At 69.0% G+C, this 20,354-nt stretch carries 23 protein-coding genes; 12 read left to right on the forward strand and 11 right to left on the reverse strand.

Annotated elements, in window-relative coordinates:
- Positions 1-4: 4 nt before the first annotated feature.
- The 4 genes from WG921_RS16730 to WG921_RS16745 all read right to left on the reverse strand — a co-directional run bounded on the left by WG921_RS16730 (position 5) and on the right by WG921_RS16745 (position 3,723).
- Positions 5-391, reverse strand: coding sequence for an HIT domain-containing protein (locus WG921_RS16730; protein ID WP_340110404.1), 387 nt, complete (start codon positions 389-391; stop codon positions 5-7).
- A gap of 43 nt (positions 392-434) precedes the next feature.
- On the reverse strand, positions 435-1,295 hold the full coding sequence (gene kdsA, locus WG921_RS16735; protein ID WP_340110405.1) for a 3-deoxy-8-phosphooctulonate synthase: 861 nt from the start codon (positions 1,293-1,295) through the stop codon (positions 435-437).
- 88 nt (positions 1,296-1,383) lie between these two features.
- The gene (locus WG921_RS16740; protein ID WP_340110406.1) at positions 1,384-2,457 is read right to left on the reverse strand and encodes an NAD-dependent epimerase/dehydratase family protein; all 1,074 of its coding nucleotides are present in this window, start codon (positions 2,455-2,457) and stop codon (positions 1,384-1,386) included.
- A gap of 6 nt (positions 2,458-2,463) precedes the next feature.
- A complete protein-coding gene (locus WG921_RS16745) occupies positions 2,464-3,723 on the reverse strand; it encodes a Na+/H+ antiporter NhaA (protein WP_340110407.1) in 1,260 nt (419 codons plus the stop codon).
- Positions 3,724-4,208: 485 nt separating this feature from the next.
- Between WG921_RS16745 and WG921_RS16750 the strand changes: the two genes are divergently transcribed.
- The 4 genes from WG921_RS16750 (at position 4,209) to WG921_RS16765 (ending at position 6,862) form a co-directional block, all read left to right on the forward strand.
- Entirely contained in the window at positions 4,209-4,811 is a 603-nt protein-coding gene (locus WG921_RS16750; protein ID WP_340110408.1) for a uracil-DNA glycosylase family protein, read from the forward strand.
- Positions 4,808-5,719 (forward strand): alpha/beta fold hydrolase, encoded by a 912-nt coding sequence (locus tag WG921_RS16755; RefSeq protein ID WP_340110409.1) that lies wholly within the window; start codon positions 4,808-4,810, stop codon positions 5,717-5,719. The genes WG921_RS16750 and WG921_RS16755 overlap by 4 nt, the downstream gene beginning before the upstream one ends.
- Positions 5,716-6,486 (forward strand): SseB family protein, encoded by a 771-nt coding sequence (locus tag WG921_RS16760; protein WP_340110410.1) that lies wholly within the window; start codon positions 5,716-5,718, stop codon positions 6,484-6,486. Before WG921_RS16755 ends, WG921_RS16760 begins: the two co-directional genes overlap by 4 nt.
- 166 nt (positions 6,487-6,652) lie before the next feature.
- The gene (locus WG921_RS16765) at positions 6,653-6,862 is read left to right on the forward strand and encodes a cold-shock protein (protein ID WP_340110411.1); all 210 of its coding nucleotides are present in this window, start codon (positions 6,653-6,655) and stop codon (positions 6,860-6,862) included.
- Between the two features lie 467 nt (positions 6,863-7,329).
- Here the strand turns inward: WG921_RS16765 and WG921_RS16770 are convergent, their stop codons facing one another.
- Entirely contained in the window at positions 7,330-7,836 is a 507-nt protein-coding gene (locus WG921_RS16770; protein ID WP_340110412.1) for a TetR/AcrR family transcriptional regulator, read from the reverse strand.
- A gap of 255 nt (positions 7,837-8,091) precedes the next feature.
- On the opposite strand from WG921_RS16770, the gene WG921_RS16775 reads away from it, so the two are divergent.
- The 5 genes from WG921_RS16775 (at position 8,092) to WG921_RS16795 (ending at position 10,630) form a co-directional block, all read left to right on the forward strand.
- Positions 8,092-8,442, forward strand: coding sequence for an AtpZ/AtpI family protein (locus WG921_RS16775; protein WP_340110413.1), 351 nt, complete (start codon positions 8,092-8,094; stop codon positions 8,440-8,442).
- A 10-nt stretch (positions 8,443-8,452) separates the two neighbouring features.
- The gene (locus WG921_RS16780) at positions 8,453-9,214 is read left to right on the forward strand and encodes a F0F1 ATP synthase subunit A (protein ID WP_340110414.1); all 762 of its coding nucleotides are present in this window, start codon (positions 8,453-8,455) and stop codon (positions 9,212-9,214) included.
- Positions 9,215-9,253: 39 nt separating this feature from the next.
- Complete coding sequence (locus WG921_RS16785; RefSeq protein ID WP_340110415.1) at positions 9,254-9,493, forward strand: F0F1 ATP synthase subunit C; 240 nt, start codon at positions 9,254-9,256, stop codon at positions 9,491-9,493.
- A gap of 154 nt (positions 9,494-9,647) precedes the next feature.
- On the forward strand, positions 9,648-10,142 hold the full coding sequence (locus WG921_RS16790) for a F0F1 ATP synthase subunit B' (RefSeq protein WP_413788603.1): 495 nt from the start codon (positions 9,648-9,650) through the stop codon (positions 10,140-10,142).
- Positions 10,139-10,630 (forward strand): F0F1 ATP synthase subunit B family protein, encoded by a 492-nt coding sequence (locus WG921_RS16795; RefSeq protein ID WP_340110417.1) that lies wholly within the window; start codon positions 10,139-10,141, stop codon positions 10,628-10,630. Before WG921_RS16790 ends, WG921_RS16795 begins: the two co-directional genes overlap by 4 nt.
- 102 nt (positions 10,631-10,732) lie before the next feature.
- Here WG921_RS16795 and WG921_RS16800 read toward each other — a convergent pair whose 3' ends face one another.
- The 5 genes from WG921_RS16800 to htpX form a co-directional block, all read right to left on the reverse strand.
- Positions 10,733-10,924: a hypothetical protein gene (locus tag WG921_RS16800; RefSeq protein ID WP_340110418.1), complete on the reverse strand. Its 192-nt coding sequence runs from the start codon at positions 10,922-10,924 to the stop codon at positions 10,733-10,735.
- A gap of 297 nt (positions 10,925-11,221) precedes the next feature.
- Entirely contained in the window at positions 11,222-12,808 is a 1,587-nt protein-coding gene (gene purH / locus WG921_RS16805; protein ID WP_340110419.1) for a bifunctional phosphoribosylaminoimidazolecarboxamide formyltransferase/IMP cyclohydrolase, read from the reverse strand.
- Positions 12,809-12,842: 34 nt separating this feature from the next.
- Positions 12,843-14,537, reverse strand: coding sequence for a heparinase II/III family protein (locus WG921_RS16810; RefSeq protein ID WP_340110420.1), 1,695 nt, complete (start codon positions 14,535-14,537; stop codon positions 12,843-12,845).
- Positions 14,538-14,599: 62 nt separating this feature from the next.
- Positions 14,600-15,868: an RsmB/NOP family class I SAM-dependent RNA methyltransferase gene (locus WG921_RS16815; protein WP_340110421.1), complete on the reverse strand. Its 1,269-nt coding sequence runs from the start codon at positions 15,866-15,868 to the stop codon at positions 14,600-14,602.
- The gene (htpX, locus tag WG921_RS16820) at positions 15,865-16,731 is read right to left on the reverse strand and encodes a zinc metalloprotease HtpX (protein WP_340110422.1); all 867 of its coding nucleotides are present in this window, start codon (positions 16,729-16,731) and stop codon (positions 15,865-15,867) included. The genes WG921_RS16815 and htpX overlap by 4 nt, the downstream gene beginning before the upstream one ends.
- A gap of 35 nt (positions 16,732-16,766) precedes the next feature.
- On the opposite strand from htpX, the gene WG921_RS16825 reads away from it, so the two are divergent.
- The 3 genes from WG921_RS16825 to WG921_RS16835 all read left to right on the forward strand — a co-directional run bounded on the left by WG921_RS16825 (position 16,767) and on the right by WG921_RS16835 (position 18,619).
- Positions 16,767-16,961, forward strand: coding sequence for a DUF1674 domain-containing protein (locus tag WG921_RS16825; RefSeq protein ID WP_340110423.1), 195 nt, complete (start codon positions 16,767-16,769; stop codon positions 16,959-16,961).
- Positions 16,962-17,018: 57 nt separating this feature from the next.
- Entirely contained in the window at positions 17,019-17,564 is a 546-nt protein-coding gene (locus WG921_RS16830; RefSeq protein ID WP_340110424.1) for an adenine phosphoribosyltransferase, read from the forward strand.
- Positions 17,565-17,704: 140 nt separating this feature from the next.
- Complete coding sequence (locus WG921_RS16835; RefSeq protein WP_340110425.1) at positions 17,705-18,619, forward strand: cyclase family protein; 915 nt, start codon at positions 17,705-17,707, stop codon at positions 18,617-18,619.
- A 48-nt stretch (positions 18,620-18,667) separates the two neighbouring features.
- Here WG921_RS16835 and WG921_RS16840 read toward each other — a convergent pair whose 3' ends face one another.
- Positions 18,668-20,341, reverse strand: a complete 1,674-nt coding sequence (locus tag WG921_RS16840) for an acyl-CoA dehydrogenase family protein (protein WP_340110426.1) — start codon at positions 20,339-20,341, stop codon at positions 18,668-18,670.
- Positions 20,342-20,354 lie beyond the last annotated feature (13 nt).

The following is a 20,354-nucleotide window of genomic DNA, read 5'->3' on the forward strand; positions in this document are numbered from 1 at the left end:
GGGCTCAGTCTTTCGCGGGCTGGAGCTGGCGGCCGAGCGGGCGGCCGCCGAGGACGTGGACATGGAGGTGCGGAACCTCCTGCACGCCGTTCTCGCCGGTGTTGGCGATCAGCCGGTAGCCGGCGCCGCCGGCGTCGGGGGTGAGGCCGACCTTTTTCGCCACGGCGCCGACGACGCGGGTGAAATCGACGATTTCGGCGTCCGTCGCCTCGGCGGCGAAATGGTCGTAATTCATGTAAGGGCCCTTCGGGATCACCAGCACATGCGCCGGCGCCTGCGGCGCGATGTCGTTGAAGGCGAGGGTGTGCTCGGTCTCCATCACCGTCGCGTTCGGGATCTCTCCGCGGAGGATCTTCGCGAAGACGTTCTGGTTGTCGTACTCATAGGCCATGTCGGCTCCTTTCCTGGTCTCTGCGCCGGAGATGTGGGGGGCGTCACGCGTCGTCGGCAAGCCGGATCGGATGCGCCCGCGCGAGCGCGTGGAACGCCGCCAGCGTGGCGAGAAGCGCCGGCATCCGGTCCAGAGGGATCATGTTCGGCCCGTCCGAGGGCGCGCGCTCCGGCGCTTCATGCGTTTCGATGAAGACCCCGTCGGCGCCAATGCTGACCGCGGCCCGCGCGAGCACCGGCGCGAATTCCCGCTGGCCGCCGGAGGCGCCGCCCATGCCGCCCGGCTGCTGAACCGAGTGGGTGGCGTCGAAGATCACCGGCCAGCCGGTCTTCGCCATTTCGGGGAGGGCGCGCATGTCGGTGACCAGGGTGTTGTAGCCGAAGCTGACGCCGCGCTCGCAGAGCATGATCCGCTGGTTGCCGGTGCTGGCGAGTTTCGCGGCGACGTTCTTCATGTCCCACGGGGCGAGGAATTGCCCCTTCTTCACGTTGACCGCGCGCCCTGTCTCTCCGGCGGCGAGAAGAAGGTCGGTCTGCCGGCAGAGAAAGGCGGGGATCTGGAGGACGTCGACAACCGCCGCGGCCGGGGCGCACTGCGCGGGCTCGTGCACATCGGTCAGCACGGGGCAGCCGATGCGGGCGCGCACCTCGCCCAGAATCTCCAACCCCCGCTCCATGCCGAGCCCGCGCTCGCCGGAGAGTGAGGTGCGGTTCGCCTTGTCGTAGGACGCCTTGAAGACATAGCCCATGCCGGCGGCCTTCGCGGCCTGCGCCATCGTCTCCGCGATCATCAGCGCGTGTTCGAGCGATTCGAGCTGACAGGGCCCCGCGATCAGCAGGAGCGGCGCGCCCGCGCCGACGGTGACGCCGGCGCCGATATCGACCGTGCGTTGCTCGGTTGTCATGGTCATATCCTCGGCTTTCGATTGAGCGGACGGCGAGGGCCCGATGATACAGGGGGCGGGTGGGCTGCGGAAGACCGGGGCGGCGGGGTCAGCCCCCTTCGGCGCGGCGCGCGAACCACTCGCCATGCCATTTCGCGAAGCGGGCGAGGCCCTCCGCCAGCGGCGTGTCGGGGCGAAAGCCGACCTCGGCCTCCAGATCGTCGATGTCGGCCCAGGTCGCGGTGACGTCGCCGGGCTGCATCGGCAGGAAGCGCTTTTCCGCCTCGCGCCCGATCTCCCGCTCAAGGATGGCGATCATGTCCATCAGCGGCTCTTTCCGCCGGTTGCCGATATTGAAGAGCCGCCACGGCGCGAAGGAGCGGCCGGGATCGGGCGCCGCGCGGTCGAAATCAGGGTCCGGCGCCGCCGGCCGAGGCAGGAGCCGCGCGACGCCCTCGACGATATCGTCGATATAGGTGAAGTCCCGCTCCATCGCGCCGTTGTTGTAGATCGAGATCGGCCGCCCCGCGCGGATCGCGTCGGCGAATTTGAAATAGGCCATGTCCGGCCGCCCCCAGGGGCCATAGACCGTGAAGAATCGGAGCCCGGTCGCCGGCAGCGCGTAGAGATGGGCGTAGGCGTGCGCCATCGCCTCATTCGCCTTCTTCGTCGCGGCGTAAAGGCTGACCGGATGGTCCGCGGTCTGATGGACGGAGAAGGGCAGCCGAAAGTTGCCGCCATAGACCGAGGAGGACGAGGCGTAGACCAGGTGCCGCGTCGCCGCCGCGCGGCAGCCTTCCAGCACATTCAGGAATCCGGTGAGATTGGACGCGGCGAAGGCGCGCGGCTCGTCTATGGAGTGCCGGACGCCGGCCTGGGCCGCCAGATGCGCGACGATTTCGGGCCGGATTTCCGCGAAGGCGCGCGCCGTCGCCGCGGCGTCCTCCAGCCCGGCCTCGATGAAGCGGAAGCCCTCATGCCCGGAGAGGATGGCGAGGCGCGCGCGTTTCAGCGCCGGGTCGTAATAGGCGTTGAGATTGTCGAGCCCGGCGACCGGAACGCCGGCGCCGAGAAGCTTCAGCGCCAGATGAAAGCCGATGAACCCCGCCGCGCCGGTGATCAGGACCGGCGGGCCGCCCTTCAGCGCGGCGGCCCAGGGCGCGGGGTTTGGCGTTTGCGCCATCCGCGCTCAGCGCTTCTTCTCGACCGCGAAGACGCGGCCGACGATGAAGGAGATGACCGCTCCGAAGAACGAGAACAGCGCGCCCATCTTCGCCGCGTCCTGCACCGGGCCGGGGTCGAACGCCACCGCCGCGACAAAGAGCGAGACGGTGAACCCGATCGCCGCGACGCAACCGAGCACGAAGAGGTCGGTAATCCGCATCCCTTCGGGGAGGCCGAGCCGCATCGGCCGCGCCGCCAGCCAGCCCATGAAGAGAATGCCGAACGGCTTGCCGACGAGAAGGCCGAGAAGCACGAGCCAGGTCGCGTCGCCGATGAATGAGAATTCGACGCCGGCGTTGGCGAGCCCGAACAGGAAAAGGATCACCTCGACCGGGGCCTTCAGGAAATGCTCGATCCGGTTCAGGAGGTCGACGAGATGCCGCTCCGCCTCTTCGAAGATGCCGAACGAGATGTCGGCGTGCGGAATCGTGACGACGATCGGCAACAGCCCGAGCGCCGGATGGATCCCCGATTCCTGAAACGCGTACCAGGAGATGCAGGCGGCGATGAGATAGGGCCAGAAGCTGAGCGTCCGGTTGGCGAATGTGGAGGCCGGCCGATCCTGCCGGCCCCGGTCCAGCCGCCGCGGCAGCCAGTTGAAGAACAGATAGACGCCGGCGGCCGCGGCGAACGACAGCAGAAGCCAGACCGGCGCCAACTCGCCCGTGGGGTAGAAGATCGCAAGAATGAGCAGCCCCGCGGCGTCATCGGCGATCGCCAGCAGAAGCAGGAACCGCACGGCCGGATGCCCGGCGCCGAACACCACCCGCCCGACCAGATAGGAGAAGGCGATATCGGTTGCGGTCGGGATCGCCCAGCCATGGGCGACGGCGTCGTAGGTCGCCGACCCCATGATCGCCGCGAGCCCGAGATAGACGATGATCGGCCCGAGCATGCCGCCCGCCGTCGCGACCAGCGGGGTCAGCGCCTTCTTGCCGCGAAGGCTCCCGTTGCGGAGCGCCACGGCCTCCCAGACTTCCTTCCCCGCCATCGCGAAGAAGAACGCCATCAGGACGTCGTTGATCAGATAGTGGACCGTGAGGGTGCGCACGACCTGGCCGTCCTCGCCCATATGCGGGATGCCGACAAGGGCGTCCTCCATCAGGACGAAGTGGATGAAGTGATGATAGCTGTCCGGGGATGTGTTGGCCCAGACCAGGGCGGCCAGCGCGCCGAAAACAAGCAAAAGCGAATAATTGGCCAGAAAGCCCCAGAATCGATACATGGGCGGCGTCCCCTCGTCCGGCGTAAGAAGGACGCCCGGCTGAGCGGGCGCCTGCCGTTCTCTTTAGAGCCAAGCGCGGAGTGTTTCAAACGGTGAGGCGCGCTTTCAGCTCCGGGCCGAAAAGACGCCCTACGCGGCGGGCCGAGCCAGCGCCGGGCGAATCCCGGACGGGCGACAAAAACGCGGGCGCGCTCGAAATCGGCGGCGCGGATGGTCGTCCTTTTTCGCGTCGGTCCCGATCCGCCGGCCGCGTCTGGGCCGGGGACGGACGCGACGCGAGAGCGCCGACGCAGACGCGCCGGCGGCCTCTTCGGGATCGGCGGGGAGGGCGCCGGGGCCGGAGGTATGATTCGCGCCGGCCGTCGGCGCGATGGCGCCGGGTCGATTGAGGCGATGGGGGCGCGGCGCGATCTCCGCGGCCGCATGTATCGCCGGCGCCGGGCCGGCGCTTGACACCGGACCCGCTCCTCGCATTCTCCGGCGCCATGACAAGCGCTGAGGACCGGGTGAGGGAGCTGGAGGCCGAGATCGCCGCCTGCCGGGCCTGCGCCGCGGAATTCGCGCAAACGCGAACCGCGCACGAGCCGCGGCCGGTGGCGCGCCTCTCGGCGACGGCGCGCATCCTGATCGCGAGCCAGGCGCCCGGGCTGAAAGTGCATCAGAGCGGGCTTCCGTTCGACGATCGCTCCGGAGACCGGCTCCGCGAGTGGATGGGCGTGGACCGGGAGACGTTCTACGACCGCGCGCGCATCGCCATCGCGCCGATGGCGTTCTGTTTCCCCGGCTATGACGCGAAAGGCTCCGATCTGCCGCCGCCGAAGCGTTGCGCGGAGATCTGGCGCGCCCGGACGCTGGCGGCGTTGCCCGATATCGGGCTGACATTGCTGGTCGGCGGCTACGCGCAGAGATGGACGCTGAAGGACCGCCGGCCGCTTTCCGCCGTCGTCGCGGATTGGCGGAGCTTCGGCCCCGGGACCCTCCCGCTGCCGCATCCGAGCTGGCGCAACACGCACTGGCTGAAAAAGAATCCATGGTTCGAGGCGGAGACGCTCCCGGTTCTTCGCGCCCGTGTGGCGGCGTTGTTGTGAAGGCGGTCTCGGCCGCGCTCCTCCTCATCCTGCTCGGGGCTTGCGCGGGCGGGCCGTCGGCGCCGCAGCGCCCGCTCGCCCCGGCGCATGTCGAGGCCGGGGCGATCGTCGGCGGCGCGCGGCTGGCGCTCTCGTCATGGGCGCCGGAAGGGCGGCCCCGCGCGGTGATTCTGGCGCTGCATGGATTCGCCGATTATGGGCCCAGCACCTTCGCCGGAGCGGCCTCGTTCTGGGCGCGGCGCGGGTTTTTGACCTACGCCTACGACCAGCGGGGATTCGGCCGGAATGAGAGCCGCGGCCAATGGCCGGGCGCGGCGCGGCTCGTCGTCGACTTCAGGGAGGTCGCGGCGCTGATTCGCGCGCGCCACCCCGGGCTCCCTCTGTTCGTGATCGGGCATTCGATGGGCGGCGCCGTCGCCCTCGCCGGATTCGGGGAGGGCGTCGCGGCGGATGGATTGGTTCTCGCCGCGCCCGCCGTCTGGGGCGGCGACCGGCTCCCGGCGCGCTACCGCGCCGCCGCCTGGACCGCCGCGCTGCTCTTTCCGGACCATCGCTGGACCGGGGACGGCGTGATCACGATCCAGGCGAGCGACAACATTCCCCTTCTGATCAAGCTGGGGAGAGATCCGCTCTATCTTTCCGCGCCGTCGAGCCGGGAGCTGCTGGGGTTGGTCCGGCTGATGGACGCCGCGGTCGCCGCGGCGCCGCGGGTTTGCGCGCCGGTGTTGACGCTCTATGGCGAAAAGGACCAGGTGGCGCCGAAAGAAGCGGTGCTGGCGGCGCATGACGCCCTCTCCGGGCCAAAGACGCTCCGTCTTTACGAAGAAGGCTGGCATCTTCTTTTCCGCGATCTTGACGCGCGGCGGGTCTGGCGCGATGTCGCCGCATGGATGGAGGCGAGATCATGATCGAGACGCCGCTGGACCGCGCATGGGCCGCGGCCGAGGCGCCGGGCGCCGGCGACGCGGAGATGGCGCATTATTACGAGGTTTTCGCGGCGGCGGAGTTCTTCCTCGCGATCGACGCCGAATCATTCGAGGACGCCGCGCCGCAGCCGATTCTTTTTTCGGTGGACGGCGCCGAGACCGCGCTGATCTTCGACACCGAATCCCGCATGGCCGATTTTCTCGAATCGGGAGCGGCGCATCTGGCGCTGTCGGGCCGGGCGGTTCTCGGCATGTTTGCGGGGCGGGGCGTGCAGCTCGGGGTCAATCTCGGCGAGGCGCCTTCGGCGACGATCCTGCCGGCTGAGGCCGTGGACTGGGCCGCCGCCGCGACCCTCCAGCCGGTTGAGGCGGAGGCGAGCCGCCGTCTCGCGTTGACGCCGCCGCAGGGGCTCGAACCGGCGCTTTTCGCGCGAATCGACGCAAAACTCGCCGGATTGGCCGGAAATGTGGTCGAGGCCTGGCTCTGCGGCGCGGGCGAGGGCGGGCTGGTCCTCTGCCTTGCGCTTCGCGCCGAGGCGGCGGAGGCGGCGGTCGTCGCCGCACTTGCGGAGACGGCGCGCTTCGCCGGCGGCGACCGCGCGGCGTTCGACATCGCCGTTCTGAAGGCGGATGATCCTGCGCTTTCGGCGGCGCGGAAGATCGGCCTCGGGTTCGAACTTGCGCCGCCCGCCGCTCCACCGCGCGCGGCGCCGGGCATGGACCCGGCGCATCCGCCAAAATTAAGATGATCCTTGAAATCTCGCGCCGAGATAGTTAATATCCTTGCCTGACGATGGCTGGACTTCTAACTGCATACTCTGCCGGAAACGGCGGGTCTCGGGTTGGGTTTCCGAAAGTCGGTATGCGCTTGAGCACTGCAATCCTTGCGGAGCGGCGCGGAATGAGGACTGCCCAATGACCGTAGGCACCGTAAAATTTTATAATGACCAGAAGGGTTATGGATTCATCCAGCCCGAAGACGGCTCCAAGGACGTGTTTGTGCATGCGACCGCGCTTGAGCGCGCCGGCATCAGCGGCCTGAACGAGGGCCAGAAGGTCGAGTACGAGACCGAGATCGACAAGCGCAGCGGCAAGACCGCCGTGAGCTCGATTTCCGCTCTCTGATCAGGCCTTCGCCTGTTTGAGATTTGGCGCCGCCCCGGCCAACCGGGGCGGCGTTTTCTTTTGGCGGCCCCGCGCGGAGCGCGCGATGCGCTGGAATGACCGGCGCCAAGCGGCGGCGCAGGAAATCGTCGATCCGGCGGTTGGCGCGCATGGCGCGCTCCAAATCAGGATCGATCCGGCATGGAGATGGATCGTGCGGCGCGAGCACCGCCCAGATTGAAAAACGGATACGCCCCGCGACGAGGGCCCGGACCCTCCTGTCTTCCCGATTCAGGTTGAACTTGGTCCTTCGACTGATCGAACGACTGCGCCCTGTGAGCCCGCGCCCCGCGCTTGCATGAAAGCGACGGCTGGCGAGGCGATTTAAAAGCCTCATCTGGCGCGAGGCCGGATAGGTCGCTGATGCGCCTACAAGGATTACGTCTCCGGCCGGCCGGGCTTCCATCCTCCGAGCGCCTTCACGCCGCCTACTCGTTCCAATGCGCCTCGATCATCTCCCCGGTCAACGACAGAAGCGCGCCGGCGCGGTCCGGGGCGCCCCCGTCGAGGGTGAGGAGGCCGAGATAGACCGCGTAGAAAATCTCGGCGTAATCGGCCGCGGCGGGGCTCGCGGGGGCGGCATGCAGGTCGCGGAGCTGACGGATGCGCGCGGCGTCCACGGCGGCGACGATCTCCGCCGCTTGCGCGCCTGTCAGGCGCCGCACCGCCGTTTCGAGCGCCGGGTCGAGCGCGTCGAAGGGCGTCTCGCCGCCGGGGCTCAGAGAGCTGCGCTCCCGCCACGCCGAGAGGACGCCGGCGATGAAGTCCTCCTGGCCGCGGAAATGGTGGTAGAAGGAGCCGCGCGTGCGGCCCGCCCGCGCGGTCAGCGCGTCGAGCGTGATGGCGCCCGGCCCGCCTTCGCTCAGCGCCGTCAGGCCGAGCTCGAGCCAGTGCGCGCGGCTCATCGGGCGGTTTTGAGGCGGGCGTTTATGCATCGCCGTTCCTCCATTCATGCAATACCGTACGGTATGGCGCGACCTATGCGCAAGCGGCCGAAGGCGCGGCGAATCCACATGCGCCGACAGGCGGCGCCTGCGCTGTCGCGTCGCATATTCGGAATATCGTTTATTACCAGCGCCTTGTGAATTTTTGCCGCCTGATTTTCGCCCATTGACCTTCTCGGCTCCCGGCGCCTATTGTCCGCCCGACTTGAAACGGCGCATTCGGCGCGGTGAGGGGAGGCGGCGCGCATGCATTCGCGACCACCCGACGACCCGCTCGGGGCGCTCGCCGCGAAGATCGATGCGGCGAAGGAGGCGCGGCGGCCGAAGGCGGCGCGGAAGTCAGGGTCGTTCTCCGCCGCCGGCTATGGCTGGCGGATGACGATCGACATGGTCGCCGGCGTTCTCGTCGGCGCGGCGATGGGATGGGGGCTCGACAGCCTGCTGGGGACCATGCCCCTGTTTCTCATCGTCATGGTGCTTTTCGGCTTCGCCGCCGGCGTCCGCGTGATGCTGAGATCGGCGGCGGAGTATCAAAGGGAACACGCGGACCCCGACCGGGACGCGGTGTCGGACGCCCCGGAGCGGGACACGAAGTGAGAGGGTGAACATGGCGAGCGGAAATGGCGGCGAGATTGTCATCGATCCGATGCACCAGTTTGAGATCGTTCCGCTTTTCGGCGGCGAACTCGGTCTGTTCACGATCACGAATTCGACTCTCTGGATGGCGGTGACGGTCGTCGCGATCAGCGCGCTGCTGATCCTCGGGACGCGCGGGCGCAATCTGGTGCCGACGCGGGCGCGCTCCGTGGTCGAGGTTCTCTACGGGTTCATCCGCGAGATGTGCGTGGATATCCTCGGGCCGGACGGAGCGAAGTTCTTTCCCTACATCTTCACGCTCTTCATGTTCCTGCTGTTTTCGAACGTCCTCGGCCTGATCCCGTATTCGTTCACCACGACCAGCCACGCGGCGGTGACGGCGGCGCTCGCGCTGGGCGTGTTCTTCCTCGTGATCATCCTCGGCGTCATTCGGCTCGGGCCGAAATTCTTCGCCATGTTCTGGGTCACCAGCGCGCCGCTGGTCCTGCGCCCGGTGCTTGCGGTGATCGAGGTCATCTCCTTCTTCACCCGGCCGGTCAGCCACTCCATTCGTCTCGCCGGCAACATGATGGCGGGGCATGCGGTGTTGAAGGTGTTCGCCGGCCTCACGGCGATGCTTGTCGCCGCCGGTCTCGGCCCGCTCATCGTGCTGCCGATCGGCGCGATGGTCGGCATCATGGCGCTGGAGCTGCTGGTCGCCGTGATCCAGGCCTATATCTTCACGATCCTTGTCTGCATTTACCTCACCGACGCGCTGAATCCGCAACATTGATTGGCGCATCTCGCCTTCCATCAATCAGGAGACATCAAGATGGACGCTGAAGCTGCAACCCTTCTCGGAAAATACATCGGCGCCGGTCTGGCGTGCACCGCCATGGGCGGCGCCGGCGTCGGCATCGGCCATGTCGTCGGCAACTACCTGGCCGGCGCGCTCAGGAACCCGGCCGCGGCCGGCGGCCAGACCGCCGTCATGTTCCTCGGCATCGCTTTCGCTGAGGCGCTCGGCATTTTCGGCTTCCTGATCGCGCTTCTGCTGATGTTCGCCATCTGACGACGCCGCCGAGCGAGCCAATAGCCCGCCGCGCGCACGCCGCGCGCGGCGCAACGATCTGGAGGGCTGGATGAGTCTTTCGCTGAAATCGGCCGTGGCGGCCGCAGGCGGCGCGTTCCTCGCGTCCCCCGCATTTGCGACGGATGGGCCGGGGATGCCCCAGCTCAATATCGACAGCTACGCCAGCCAGATCTTCTGGCTGGTGGTGTCGCTCGTCGTTCTTTTCCTGATCCTCAAGAATGTCGCTCTGCCGCGGATTTCGGCCGGGCTTGAGGAGAGGTCGGACGCGATCGAGGACGATCTCGACCGCGCGGCGGACTTCCGCAAGAAGGCGGAGGAGGCCGAGGCCGCGTATGAAAAGGCTTTGGCCGACGCCCGCGCCAAGGCGCAGGAGATCGCTCAGGCCGCTCGCGATGAAATTCAGGGCGAAACGAACGCGGCGGCGGCCAAGGCCGATGCGGAGATAGCGGCGCGCGCGGCCGAGGGCGAAAAACGGATCGCCGAGATTCGCGAGAGCGCGCTCGAGGCGGTCGAAGCGGTCGCGGCCGAAACCGCCGAGGCGGTGGTCGAAGCCGTCATGCCCGGGATCGCGGATCCGAAAGCGACGCGCGCGGCCGTGGCGGGGATCGTGAAGGAGATGGAGCGATGAGCTTTTTCGGAGACGCGAACCTCGTCGTCGCGCTGGCGACGGTTCTGTTCATCGCCGTGCTGGTCTACTTCAAGGCTCCGCAAAAGATCGCCGCGCTGCTCGATTCGCGCGCCGAGCGGATCCGGACGGAGCTCGAGGACGCGCGGCGCTTGCGTGAAGAGGCGCAGACCATCCTCGCGTCCTATGAGCGCAAGCACAAGGAAGTGGAGGAGATGGCGAAGGAGATCGTCGATCGCGCCCGCGCCGAGGCGACCCGCGCCGCGGAGCAAGGCAAGATCGATCTCGAAGCCTCGATCGTCCGCCGCCTGAAATCGGCGGAGGAGCAGATCGCTTCGGCCGAAGCGTCGGCGATGAAAGAGGTTCGCGACCGGGCCGTGGTCGTCGCCGTCGCGGCGGCGCGCGATGTGATCGCCAGGAACATGACGGAGAAGGCGAGCGCGGACCTGATCGACAAATCGATCGCGAATGTGGGCGCCAAGCTGCATTGATTTTCGCCTGAAAGAATCGGACGTCGAAAAGGCCCCGCTCCCCTGGAGCGGGGCTTTTTCGTCCGGCGTCGGAGCGCGGCGGAGATAACCTTTGCGCGAATTTCAGCCGGAGAGCCCGGCGGTCTCGGCGGTCGGAGCCGCGTTGAATGGTTCCTCGTCGAAATACGGGTTCGCCGCGATGCGGCGGAGCCAGATCCCGCCCTTGAACGATGTGGTTGAGCACACGCCCGACGGCGGGCGCTCAACGGTGCGCGCCGTTCGCCATCGATGGAGGCGCCGCGCTTCGGTCGCCAAAGCAGGATCCCGGCCACGGGCCGCATCGCGATGAGACGACCGATGGCGCCCCGCGCCGTCAGGGTGGCGATGAGCGGGGCCGCGGGGGGCGAGCCTGCGCGTCGGGAGCGCATCTGGCGGCGGTCGCCATTCCTCTTTCCCGTCGCGCGAGCGGGCGAGGGTGATGAGGGAGGGATCGTCAAGGAAAGGGTCGGGCGACGCGCCCATTTTCCGGCGCCGATTCTCTTTTGCGCCAACGCGCCCATCGAGGATGCGACGGGCGGCGGGCGAAGGCGCGCCCTCCGCCCGCCGCAGTTCTCAGTGCCGGAAGTGACGCATCCCGGTGAAGACCATCGCGAGGCCGCGCTCGTCCGCCGCCGCGATCACCTCCTCATCCCGGATGGAGCCGCCGGGCTGGATCACCGCGGTGGCGCCGGCTTCCGCCGCCGTGATCAGCCCGTCCGCGAACGGGAAGAAGGCGTCGGACGCGACGACGGCGCCTGCTGCGGGGCTGGCGTCGAGGCCGAGCGCCGTGGCCATGTCCTCCGCCTTTCGCGCGGCGATGCGGGTGGAATCGACCCGGCTCATCTGCCCGGCGCCGACGCCGACCGTCGCGCCGTCTTTCGCGTAGACGATGGCGTTGGATTTCACATGTTTGGCGACCGCCCTGGCGAACAGGAGATCGGCGATCTCGGCTTCGCTCGGGGCGCGTTTCGTCACGACCTTCAGATCGGCGGCGGCGACGACGCCATTGTCGCGGTCCTGCGCGAGAAATCCGCCTGCGACCTGGCGAAAGGTGAGGCCGGACGCCGCCGGGTCCGGCAGGGCGCCGGCGGTCAGCAGGCGAAGATTCTTCTTCGCCGCGAAAATGTTCTTCGCTTCGTCGGTCGCGTCGGGGGCGATCACGACCTCGGTGAAGATCGCGGCGATCCGCTCGGCGGTTTCGCCATCGAGGAGGCCGTTCAGCGCGATCACGCCGCCGAAAGCCGAGGTCCGGTCGCAATCGAAGGCGCGGGAGTAGGCCTCCGCCAGCGTCGCCCCGAATGCGACGCCGCAAGGGTTGGCGTGTTTGATGATCGCGCAGGCGGGCCCGTCCGCGGGCGCGAATTCGGCCACCAGCTCATAGGCGGCGTCGGTGTCGTTGATGTTGTTGTAGCTGAGCGCCTTGCCCTGATGCTGCGTCGCGGTGGCGACGCCGGGGCGGGGGGCGCCGCCGATATAGAACGCCGCCGCCTGGTGCGGATTCTCGCCATAACGCATCGTCTGCTTCAGCGCTCCGGCGAAGACCCGCCGCCGCGGCGCGGCGTCGCCGGCCTCGGCCGCCATCCAGGAGGAGACCGCGGCGTCATAGGCCCCGGTGCGGGCGTAGGCGGCCGCGGCCATGCGCCGGCGGAACTCTTCCGACGGGCCTCCGGCGGCGATCTCCTCGAGGAGCGGCGCGTAATCCTCCGCGTCGACGACGACGGTGACATGCGCATGGTTCTTGGCGGCCGCCCGGATCATGGCCGGGCCGCCGATGTCGATATTCTCGACGCAGGCGTCGTAGGAGGCGCCCGCGGCGACGGTCGCCTCGAACGGGTAGAGGTTGACGATCAGGAGGTCGATCGGCTGAACGCCATGCTCGGTCATCGCCGCCTGATGCGCGGGGTCGTCCCTGCGTGCGAGGAGCGCGCCATGCACCATCGGGTGGAGCGTCTTGACGCGCCCGTCCATCATTTCGGGAAAGCCGGTGAGTTCGGCGACGTCGCGGACCTTGAGCCCGGCCTCGCGCAGCGCGCGCGCGGTGCCTCCGGTCGAGATCAGCTCGACGCCGCGTCCGGCCAGCGCGGTTGCGAGTTCGGTCAGCCCGGATTTGTCGGAAACGGAAATCAGGGCGCGCCGGATCGGCGTTCGGTTCTCTGGCATCGGAGCTGGCGTCCTTTCGGTTCAGGCTTGTCGATCAACACGGCCGCGCGGTCTCGGCCCGGCGGAATGTCCACTTCGCCACGCCGCTGTAATCCTTCGTCCGCGCTCTGACCACGATCTGTTTTGTCGCGCGCGGCGCGGCGCGGCGTTCGTCGAGATAGACGCTTTCCTCGAGCGCGAGGTCGCCGCCCGATTGCCGCATGATCCAGGTCTCGCCGTCATTGGCGCCGTCCCGCGCGGGGAGGTGGAGCCGGAGCGCGGATCCGGCGAGGAAAAACTCGGCGCCGACGCTCGGATGCAGATGGAAGCGGATGGTGAACGAGATCCGCGCGGGGTCGCGGCGCCGCGCGGCGGCGTCGAAGGCGGCGCGAGGGCCAGGGCCGGAGGCGCTGAGTCGATCCTCGCCGCGAAGGTCGCCGCCATCGGCTGAGAGGAAGAACCGGCGCTGATGAATCAGGCCGTGGCTCCGCAGCCAGCCGTCATGCTCCGCGATCAGCCAGAGTCCGGTTTCATCCTCCTGCCGCACGGCGTTGACATGGCCGGGCGCGCCGGGCGCGAGGTCGGCGTCGGCCTGTCGGGCGCTCGACGCGGCGTCCACGCTGAGGCCGCTATGCGCCGCGGGGGATCGGGCGGCGCGCAGCCATTCCTCGCCGAAGCGCGCGCCGGGGCCGCAATTCACGATCAGCGGCCACCGGCCGACGGCGGCCTCGACGCAGAACAGACTGGCGCGCCGGTCGCCGTCGGCGCGGCGCTCCTCGCCGGCGTCGAAGATGACCGCGGTGCGGCCGCTGGCGATCCGGTGAAACCCCATCGTCTCCCGAATCTGCGCGCCCGCCCGCACGCCCGACGCGGCGAGCGCGCGGTCGATCCGCTCCGGGTCTCCCCCGCCGCCGCCATGAAACCGCGCGAGGGCGCCGTCGCCGAAGCGAAGCGCCCGCACCGCGGTGGCCAGCCGCTCCAGCGCGTCGAGATGCGCGGGCGCAGGGGCGATCCCCGCGCTCTCGAGGCTGCGCGCGGCCCAGGAGAGGACGGCGAGCGCCTCCATCACCTCCTCGGGGCAGCGGGAGGGGAGGCCGCCGTCGCCGCCGACCCTGAGCTGCGATTCGCGCCCGAGCGCGGCGACGCCGTCCGCCAGCATGCCCGCCCGCCCGAGCGCGAGGCCGGCGTGGGCGAGGCCTGCGGCCGCATGAAACCGCTCCAGCCCCGCCGGCGCGCGCCGCCAGCGCCGCCTGAGAAAGCGCGCCTGCCGGCCGATGGAGCGGAGAAACGCGCGGCTCTCCCCCGGCCCGGCGGCGTCGAAAATCATCGGCGCGTGACAGAGCCAATGCGTCAGGCGCCGACCGGCGAGGCCCGGGCGCCAGCCTGGGCCGCCGTCGCCGTAAAGCCGGATCCATTCGAAAAGCCAGCCGACGAGGCGGGCGCGGGTCTCCGCGTCGGGCGCCGCCGCGGCGTCGTCGAGCCAGTCGAAGCCGTGGAGCGCCGCCGCCCAGCCCGGGGTCGGGGCGGCCTGCGCCCATGGGCTCGCGCCCGGCGCTTCGACGAGAGAGCCCTGAAAGCGGAGCGTTCCGGCGACGAGGCGCCGCGCGGCCGCGCCATCGCCGGTCCAGAGCGGCTCCGGGACGACGCGGATCTCTTTCGGCGTCAGCCCGAAACGCGCGATCCAGGCGTGGAGGCGGTCGCCGGCGCCTCTGCGCGGCGCGGGCGCGGCGCTCGTTTGCTGTTTGGTCATGGGTCCGCTCGACGACCGTGTTCCCGGCTCTCGCTTCAGCCTACGCTCCGGCGCGGCTCGTGTCACGCGGCGCGGACGAGGCGGGAGGCGTAGAACCCGTCGAGCCCGCCGAGCTCCGGCCAATGATCGGGGCGGGCGCGAAAGTCGCCGGCGCGGGTCAGGAGCGCGGCGTCGCCGATCTCCTCGGCGCCGATCGGCGCGCGGCTGGCGTCCGGCCGGGCTTTCAGAAAGGCGTTTGTCTGCGCTTCGCCTTCGGCGTGAAAGAGCGAGCATGTCGCGTAGATCAGCGTCCCGCGCGGCGCGGTCAGGCGCCAGGCGGCGTCGAGCAGCCGCTTCTGGAGCGCGGCGACGGCGCCGACCTCGCCTCCGCTTCGGATATACGGAAGTTCCGGGTGCCGGCGGATCGTGCCGGTGGCGGTGCAGGGCGCGTCGAGAAGGACGAGATCGAAGGGCGCGGCGGCCCAGTCAAGCGCGTCCGCGACGATGATCTCCGCGGCGAGGCCGGTGCGGGCGAGATTCTCGGCGAGCCGCTTCATGCGCGGGGCGGAGCTGTCGAGCGCGGTGACCGCCCAGCCCGCCGCCGCGAGCTGCATGGTCTTGCCGCCGGGCGCCGCGCAGAGATCGAGCGCGCGCCGGCCGGCGCCGGGGCCGGCGAGCCGGGCGGGAATGGCGGCGGCGGCGTCCTGCGCCCACCAGTCCCCTTCGGCGTAGCCGGGAAGTTCGGTGAGCCGGCCCGGCCGCCTGAGCCTGACCGATCCGCTCGGCGTCGCCGCGCCGCCGAGGCGTGCGGCGAGCGCGGCGGCGTCGCCGTCCTTCGGCGTGAGATCGAGCGGGGCCGGCGCGAGATGCGCCGCCGCGATCGCCGCGGCGCCCGTCTTTCCCCAATCCGCGCGAAGCGCCCGCCAGAGCCAGTCCGGCGTCGAAAGCCGGGGCCGGTCGAGCGCGGTCCAGACCGCCGGCCCTTCCTCGGCCACCCGGCGGAGAACGGCGTTGATCAGCCCCGCGAGCGGCGCGGTCTTCTTCTCCGATTTGGCCAGCCTGACGGCGGAATCGACCACGCCGTGCGCGGCCTCGTCCAGCGCCAGGATCTCGGTGGCGCCGAGCCGGAGAATCATTTGCGCAGGCCGCGCGGCCGGGCGTTTCATGAAGTGAGCGAGGATCGCGTCGGTCGCGCCGAGATGGCGGAGCGTCGCGCGCGCCAGAGTGAGCGCGCGCGCCCGTTCCGCCGCCGCGAGCCCGGAGGGGAGCGCGGCCTCGTCCAGCGCCGCGCCGGAGCCGATGGTCGCGTCGATCAGCGTGAGAGCTCCGCCGCGAGCCTTGAGCGCGCTCACCCCCACGGCCCGCGAGGGGCGGAGGCGCGGCGCCCGCCGGCCATTTCCTCAAGCGCGGCGATGCGATTCTCGGGGCTGGGGTGAGAGGAGAAGAGCCGGTCGGCGCCCCGGCCGGACAAGGGATTCATGATGAAGAGATGCGCGGTCGAGGGGTGGCGCTCCGCGCTCGGCATCTCGATGCGCCCGGCGAGGCCGGAAATCTTCGCGAGCGCGGAGGCGAGCGCCAGCGGATCGCCGCTGATCTCCGCGCCGGCCCGGTCCGCGGCGTATTCGCGGGTCCGCGAGATCGCCATCTGCACCACGCTTGCGGCGAGCGGCGCGAAGATCATCACGAGGAGCGCGCCGACAATCCCGCCGGCGCCGCGCTCGTTGCGAAAGAAAAGCGCGAACTGGGCGAGAAAGCCGATGGCGCCGGCGATGGTCGCGGCGATGGTCATGATCAGCGTGTCGCGATTGCGGATATGCGCGAGCTCGTGCGCCATGACGCCGGCGAGCTCCGGCTCCGTCAGCCGCCTGATCAGCCCGGTCGTCATGGCGACCGCGGCGTTCTCGGGGTTCCGGCCGGTCGCGAAGGCGTTCGGCTGGTCGGAATGGATGATATAGATCGCCGGGGTCGGCAGACCGGCGTTCTGCGCGAGCCGCGCGACCATGTTGTAAAGCTCCGGCGCGCCGGCGCGCGTCACTGGTTCGGCCTGATGGGCCCTGAGGGCCATCTTGTCGGAATTCCACCAGGCCCAGCCGTTCATCCCCATCGCGATGAGGAAAGCGATCATGGCGCCGCCCGCGCCGCCGAGCAGATAGCCGACCGCGAGGAAGAGCCCGGTCATCGCCGCGAGCAGCAGGGCTGTTTTTGCGTAGTTCATCGGTATATCCCGGTGCGACGTTCGAGGAGGCATATATGTCCGAAGCAGCTGAGGATAAAGGCATGATGGAGAAGCGTATCGCTGAAGCGGCCGCGCGCGCGCTGAGGGAGGCGGAGGCGCGCCGCGCCGAGCCGCGCCCGGAGCTTCCAACCGAGCTTGGCGGGCGCGACGGGCTGGAGCCGACCCGCTACGGCGATTGGGAGAGCAAGGGCATTCTCTCCGATTTCTGACCGGCGCGAGGCTGGGTCAGGGAAAACGAGGGCCGACGGCTCCCCGCGGGCCGGATCATGAGGGGCGGCGCGGTGAAAACCATCAAGGATTATATCAAGACGATCCCCGACTTTCCGCGAGAGGGGATCCTCTTTCGTGACGTCACCACGCTGATGGGAGACGCGCGCGGCTTCCGGATGGCGGTCGATCTGCTGGTTCATCCCTATGTCGGGCGGCGGATCGACCGGGTGGTCGGGCTGGAGGCGCGGGGGTTCATTCTGGGCGGGGCGGTGGCGCACGCGCTCTCGGTGGGGTTCACGCCGATTCGCAAGACGGGAAAGCTCCCCCGGCGGGTGATCGCCGAGACGTACACGCTCGAATATGGCGAGGCGGTGATGGAGATCCACGACGACGCCATCCAGCCCGGCGAGCAGGTGCTCATGGTGGACGATCTTCTCGCGACAGGCGGCACCGCGGAAGCGGGGGCGAAGCTGATCGGGCGGCTGGGCGGCGCCATCGTCGGCTGCGCCTTCGTCATCGACCTGCCGGATCTCGGTGGGCGGAAGCGGTTGACGGACCTGGGGCTGGACGTTCACGCGCTTTGCGCCTTCGACGGCGAATGAGGCCGGGCGCCGGTCTTTTTTCATCTCTTTGATACTCGCCGTCATCTTGTGATGGACGCGGACGAATCACCCTCCTATTTTTTTCATCTGCGAACCATCCCGGTATTGGGCGGGTCAGATGAACTAAAGGAGACCAGGCGATGAAATATTCAGCACTCCTGAGCGGCGCGTTGGCGCTCGCATGCGCGGGGGCGGCCCAGGGCGCGGGGCTTTGGGACGCCTATGACGATGTTTTCAAGGATGCGAAATATATTGATCTGACCCATGTCATCACTCCGGCGATTCCGGTCTGGCCCGGGTTCGGGGACGCCGAGTTCTTTCCCGCGAAAGCGGGCGCGGATCTGGAAGGATACGCCAAGAAGGGGGATGTCTTCACCTATGAGGAGCACGGTTTCATCGCGACCAGCTATCTGTTGAAGACGGACCAGCTCGGCACTCAGCTCGATCCGCCGGCGCATTGGGCGGCCGAGTACCCGGCGATCGACGAGCTGCCGGCGACCTATACGCTTCGCCCGCTGGTGGTCATCCCGATGCAGGAGCAGGTGGCCGAAGATTTCGGCTACGCGCTGCAGGTCTCGGACATCGAGAGGTTCGAGGCCGAACATGGGACGATCCCGGAAGGCTCGGTGGTGTTCGTGCGCTCGGATTGGTCGAAAGGCTGGCCGGACAAGGATTTCGCCGCGCGCGCGCCGTTTCCCGGGGTCGGCCTCGATGCGCTGAAATTCCTTCATCTGGAGCGGCATATCCTCTTTCACGGCCATGAGCCGCTCGACACCGACGCGACGCCGACCCTCGAAGGCGAATATTGGCTCATGCATAACGGGTACGCTCAGGCCGAGGGCGTCGCGAATCTCGACCAGGTGCCGCCGACCGGATGCCTGGTTTCGATCGGCTATCCGAAGTTCAAGGGCGGCGCGGGAGGATATGCGCGCTACGTCGCCATCTGCCCGCCGGACTGGCCGCATGGGGTGACGATCTCGGACGCGGACGCGCCGCTGCCCAAATTCGACACGCCGCTGCATTGGGACGAAGCGGCGGGCATGCGCGTGCGCTGAGCCGATGGCGCGGGCCGATGCGTCCCGAGCGGCGCGCCGGCCCGTCCGCTAATTTCCTTCGAGCAGCCGGCGCGCGATGACCTGCGCCTGAATCTCCGCCGCGCCCTCGAAGATGTTGAGGATTCGCGCGTCGCAGAGGATTCGCGAGATCGGATATTCGAGCGCGAAGCCGTTCCCGCCATGAATCTGCAGGCCGTTGTCGGCGTTCGACCACGCGACGCGGGCGGCGAGAAGTTTCGCCATGCCCGCCTCCAGGTCGCAGCGTCGGTCCGCGTCCTTCTCGCGCGCGGAAAAATAGGTGATCTGCCGGGCGATCATGATCTCGACCGCCATCATCGCCAGCTTGCCGTAGACGCGCGGGAAGGCGGAGAGCGGCTTGCCGAATTGCTTGCGCTCTTCGGCGTACCCGAGCGCGATCTCCATCGCCGCCTGCGCGACGCCGACCGCGCGCGCCGCGGTTTGAATCCGGGCGCTCTCGAAAGTCTTCATCAGATGCTTGAAGCCGAGGCCCTCTTCGCCGCCGAGCAGGTTTTCACCCTTCACCCGGAAGCCGTCGAAGCCGATCTCGTATTCCTTCATGCCCCGATAGCCGAGAACGCCGATCTCGCCGCCGCTCATGCCCTCGGCGGGGAAGGGGGCTTCGTCCGTCCCGCGCGGCTTCTCGGCGAGAAACATGGAGAGGCCGCGATAATCGTTCGAATCGCCATCCGTGCGCGCGAGCAGCGTCATCACGTCGGCGCGGGCGGCGTGGGTGATCCAGGTCTTGGCGCCGGTGACGAGATAATCCGCCCCGTCCTTCACCGCGCGGGTGCGAAGGGCGCCGAGGTCGGAGCCGGTGTTCGGCTCGGTGAAGACGGCGGTCGGCAGAATCTCCCCGCTCGCGATCTTCGGCAGCCATTTTTCTCTTTGCGCCTCGCTCCCGCCGTTCAGGATCAATTCCGCCGCGATCTCGGAACGGGTGCCGAGCGAGCCGACGCCGATATAGCCGCGGCTGAGCTCCTCCGAGACGACGCACATCGCCGTCTTGCCCATGCCGGCGCCGCCGAACTCCTCCGGGATCGTCAGGCCGAAAACGCCGAGCGCCGCCATCTCCTCGATGATCTCGATCGGGATCAACTCATCGCGGAGATGCCAGCCATGGGCGTGGGGGATCACTTTTTCGTCGGCGAAACGGCGGAACTGGTCGCGCACCATCTCGAATTCCTCGTCGAGGCCGGTGGCGCCGAAGGTCGCGGCGCCCCGGCGCTCGATCATCAGTTCGACGAGGCGGCGGCGGGCGGCGTCGGTGGAGCCGGTCTCGATCAATCGATCGATGGCGGCGGTCGAGAGCATGGCCGCGTCCGCGCCGATATCGCACAGCCGCGCGATCTCCCCCTGGCTCATCGGCAGGCCGCCGCGGAGCTGGGCGAGATACTCGCCGGCGCCGATCCCGAGGATCACCCGCTCCATCTCGCCGAAAGCGCCGGCCTCCTCCAGCCGCTCGGCCCAATCGCGAAGCTGGCGGAGGCATTCCACATAGGTCGCGATCCAGGCGAGGCAGTGAGCGGCGTGCTGCTCGGTCTCGAGCACGGCGTTGGAGATTCTGGCGCCGGCCGCGACCCGCGCGCGAAGGCTTTCGCGGCCGGCGGCCAGCACGGCCTCGACGGCGGGCAGCGCCTCCGTCAGCAGGCGCCTGAAATCGGGAGGGGACGCGGATTCCGCGGCGGATGCAGGGTGGGCCATCTGGTCGATCCTT

Source organism: Paludibacillus litoralis, from assembly GCF_037646705.1.
Lineage (GTDB): Bacteria > Pseudomonadota > Alphaproteobacteria > Rhodobacterales > Rhodobacteraceae > Pikeienuella > Pikeienuella litoralis.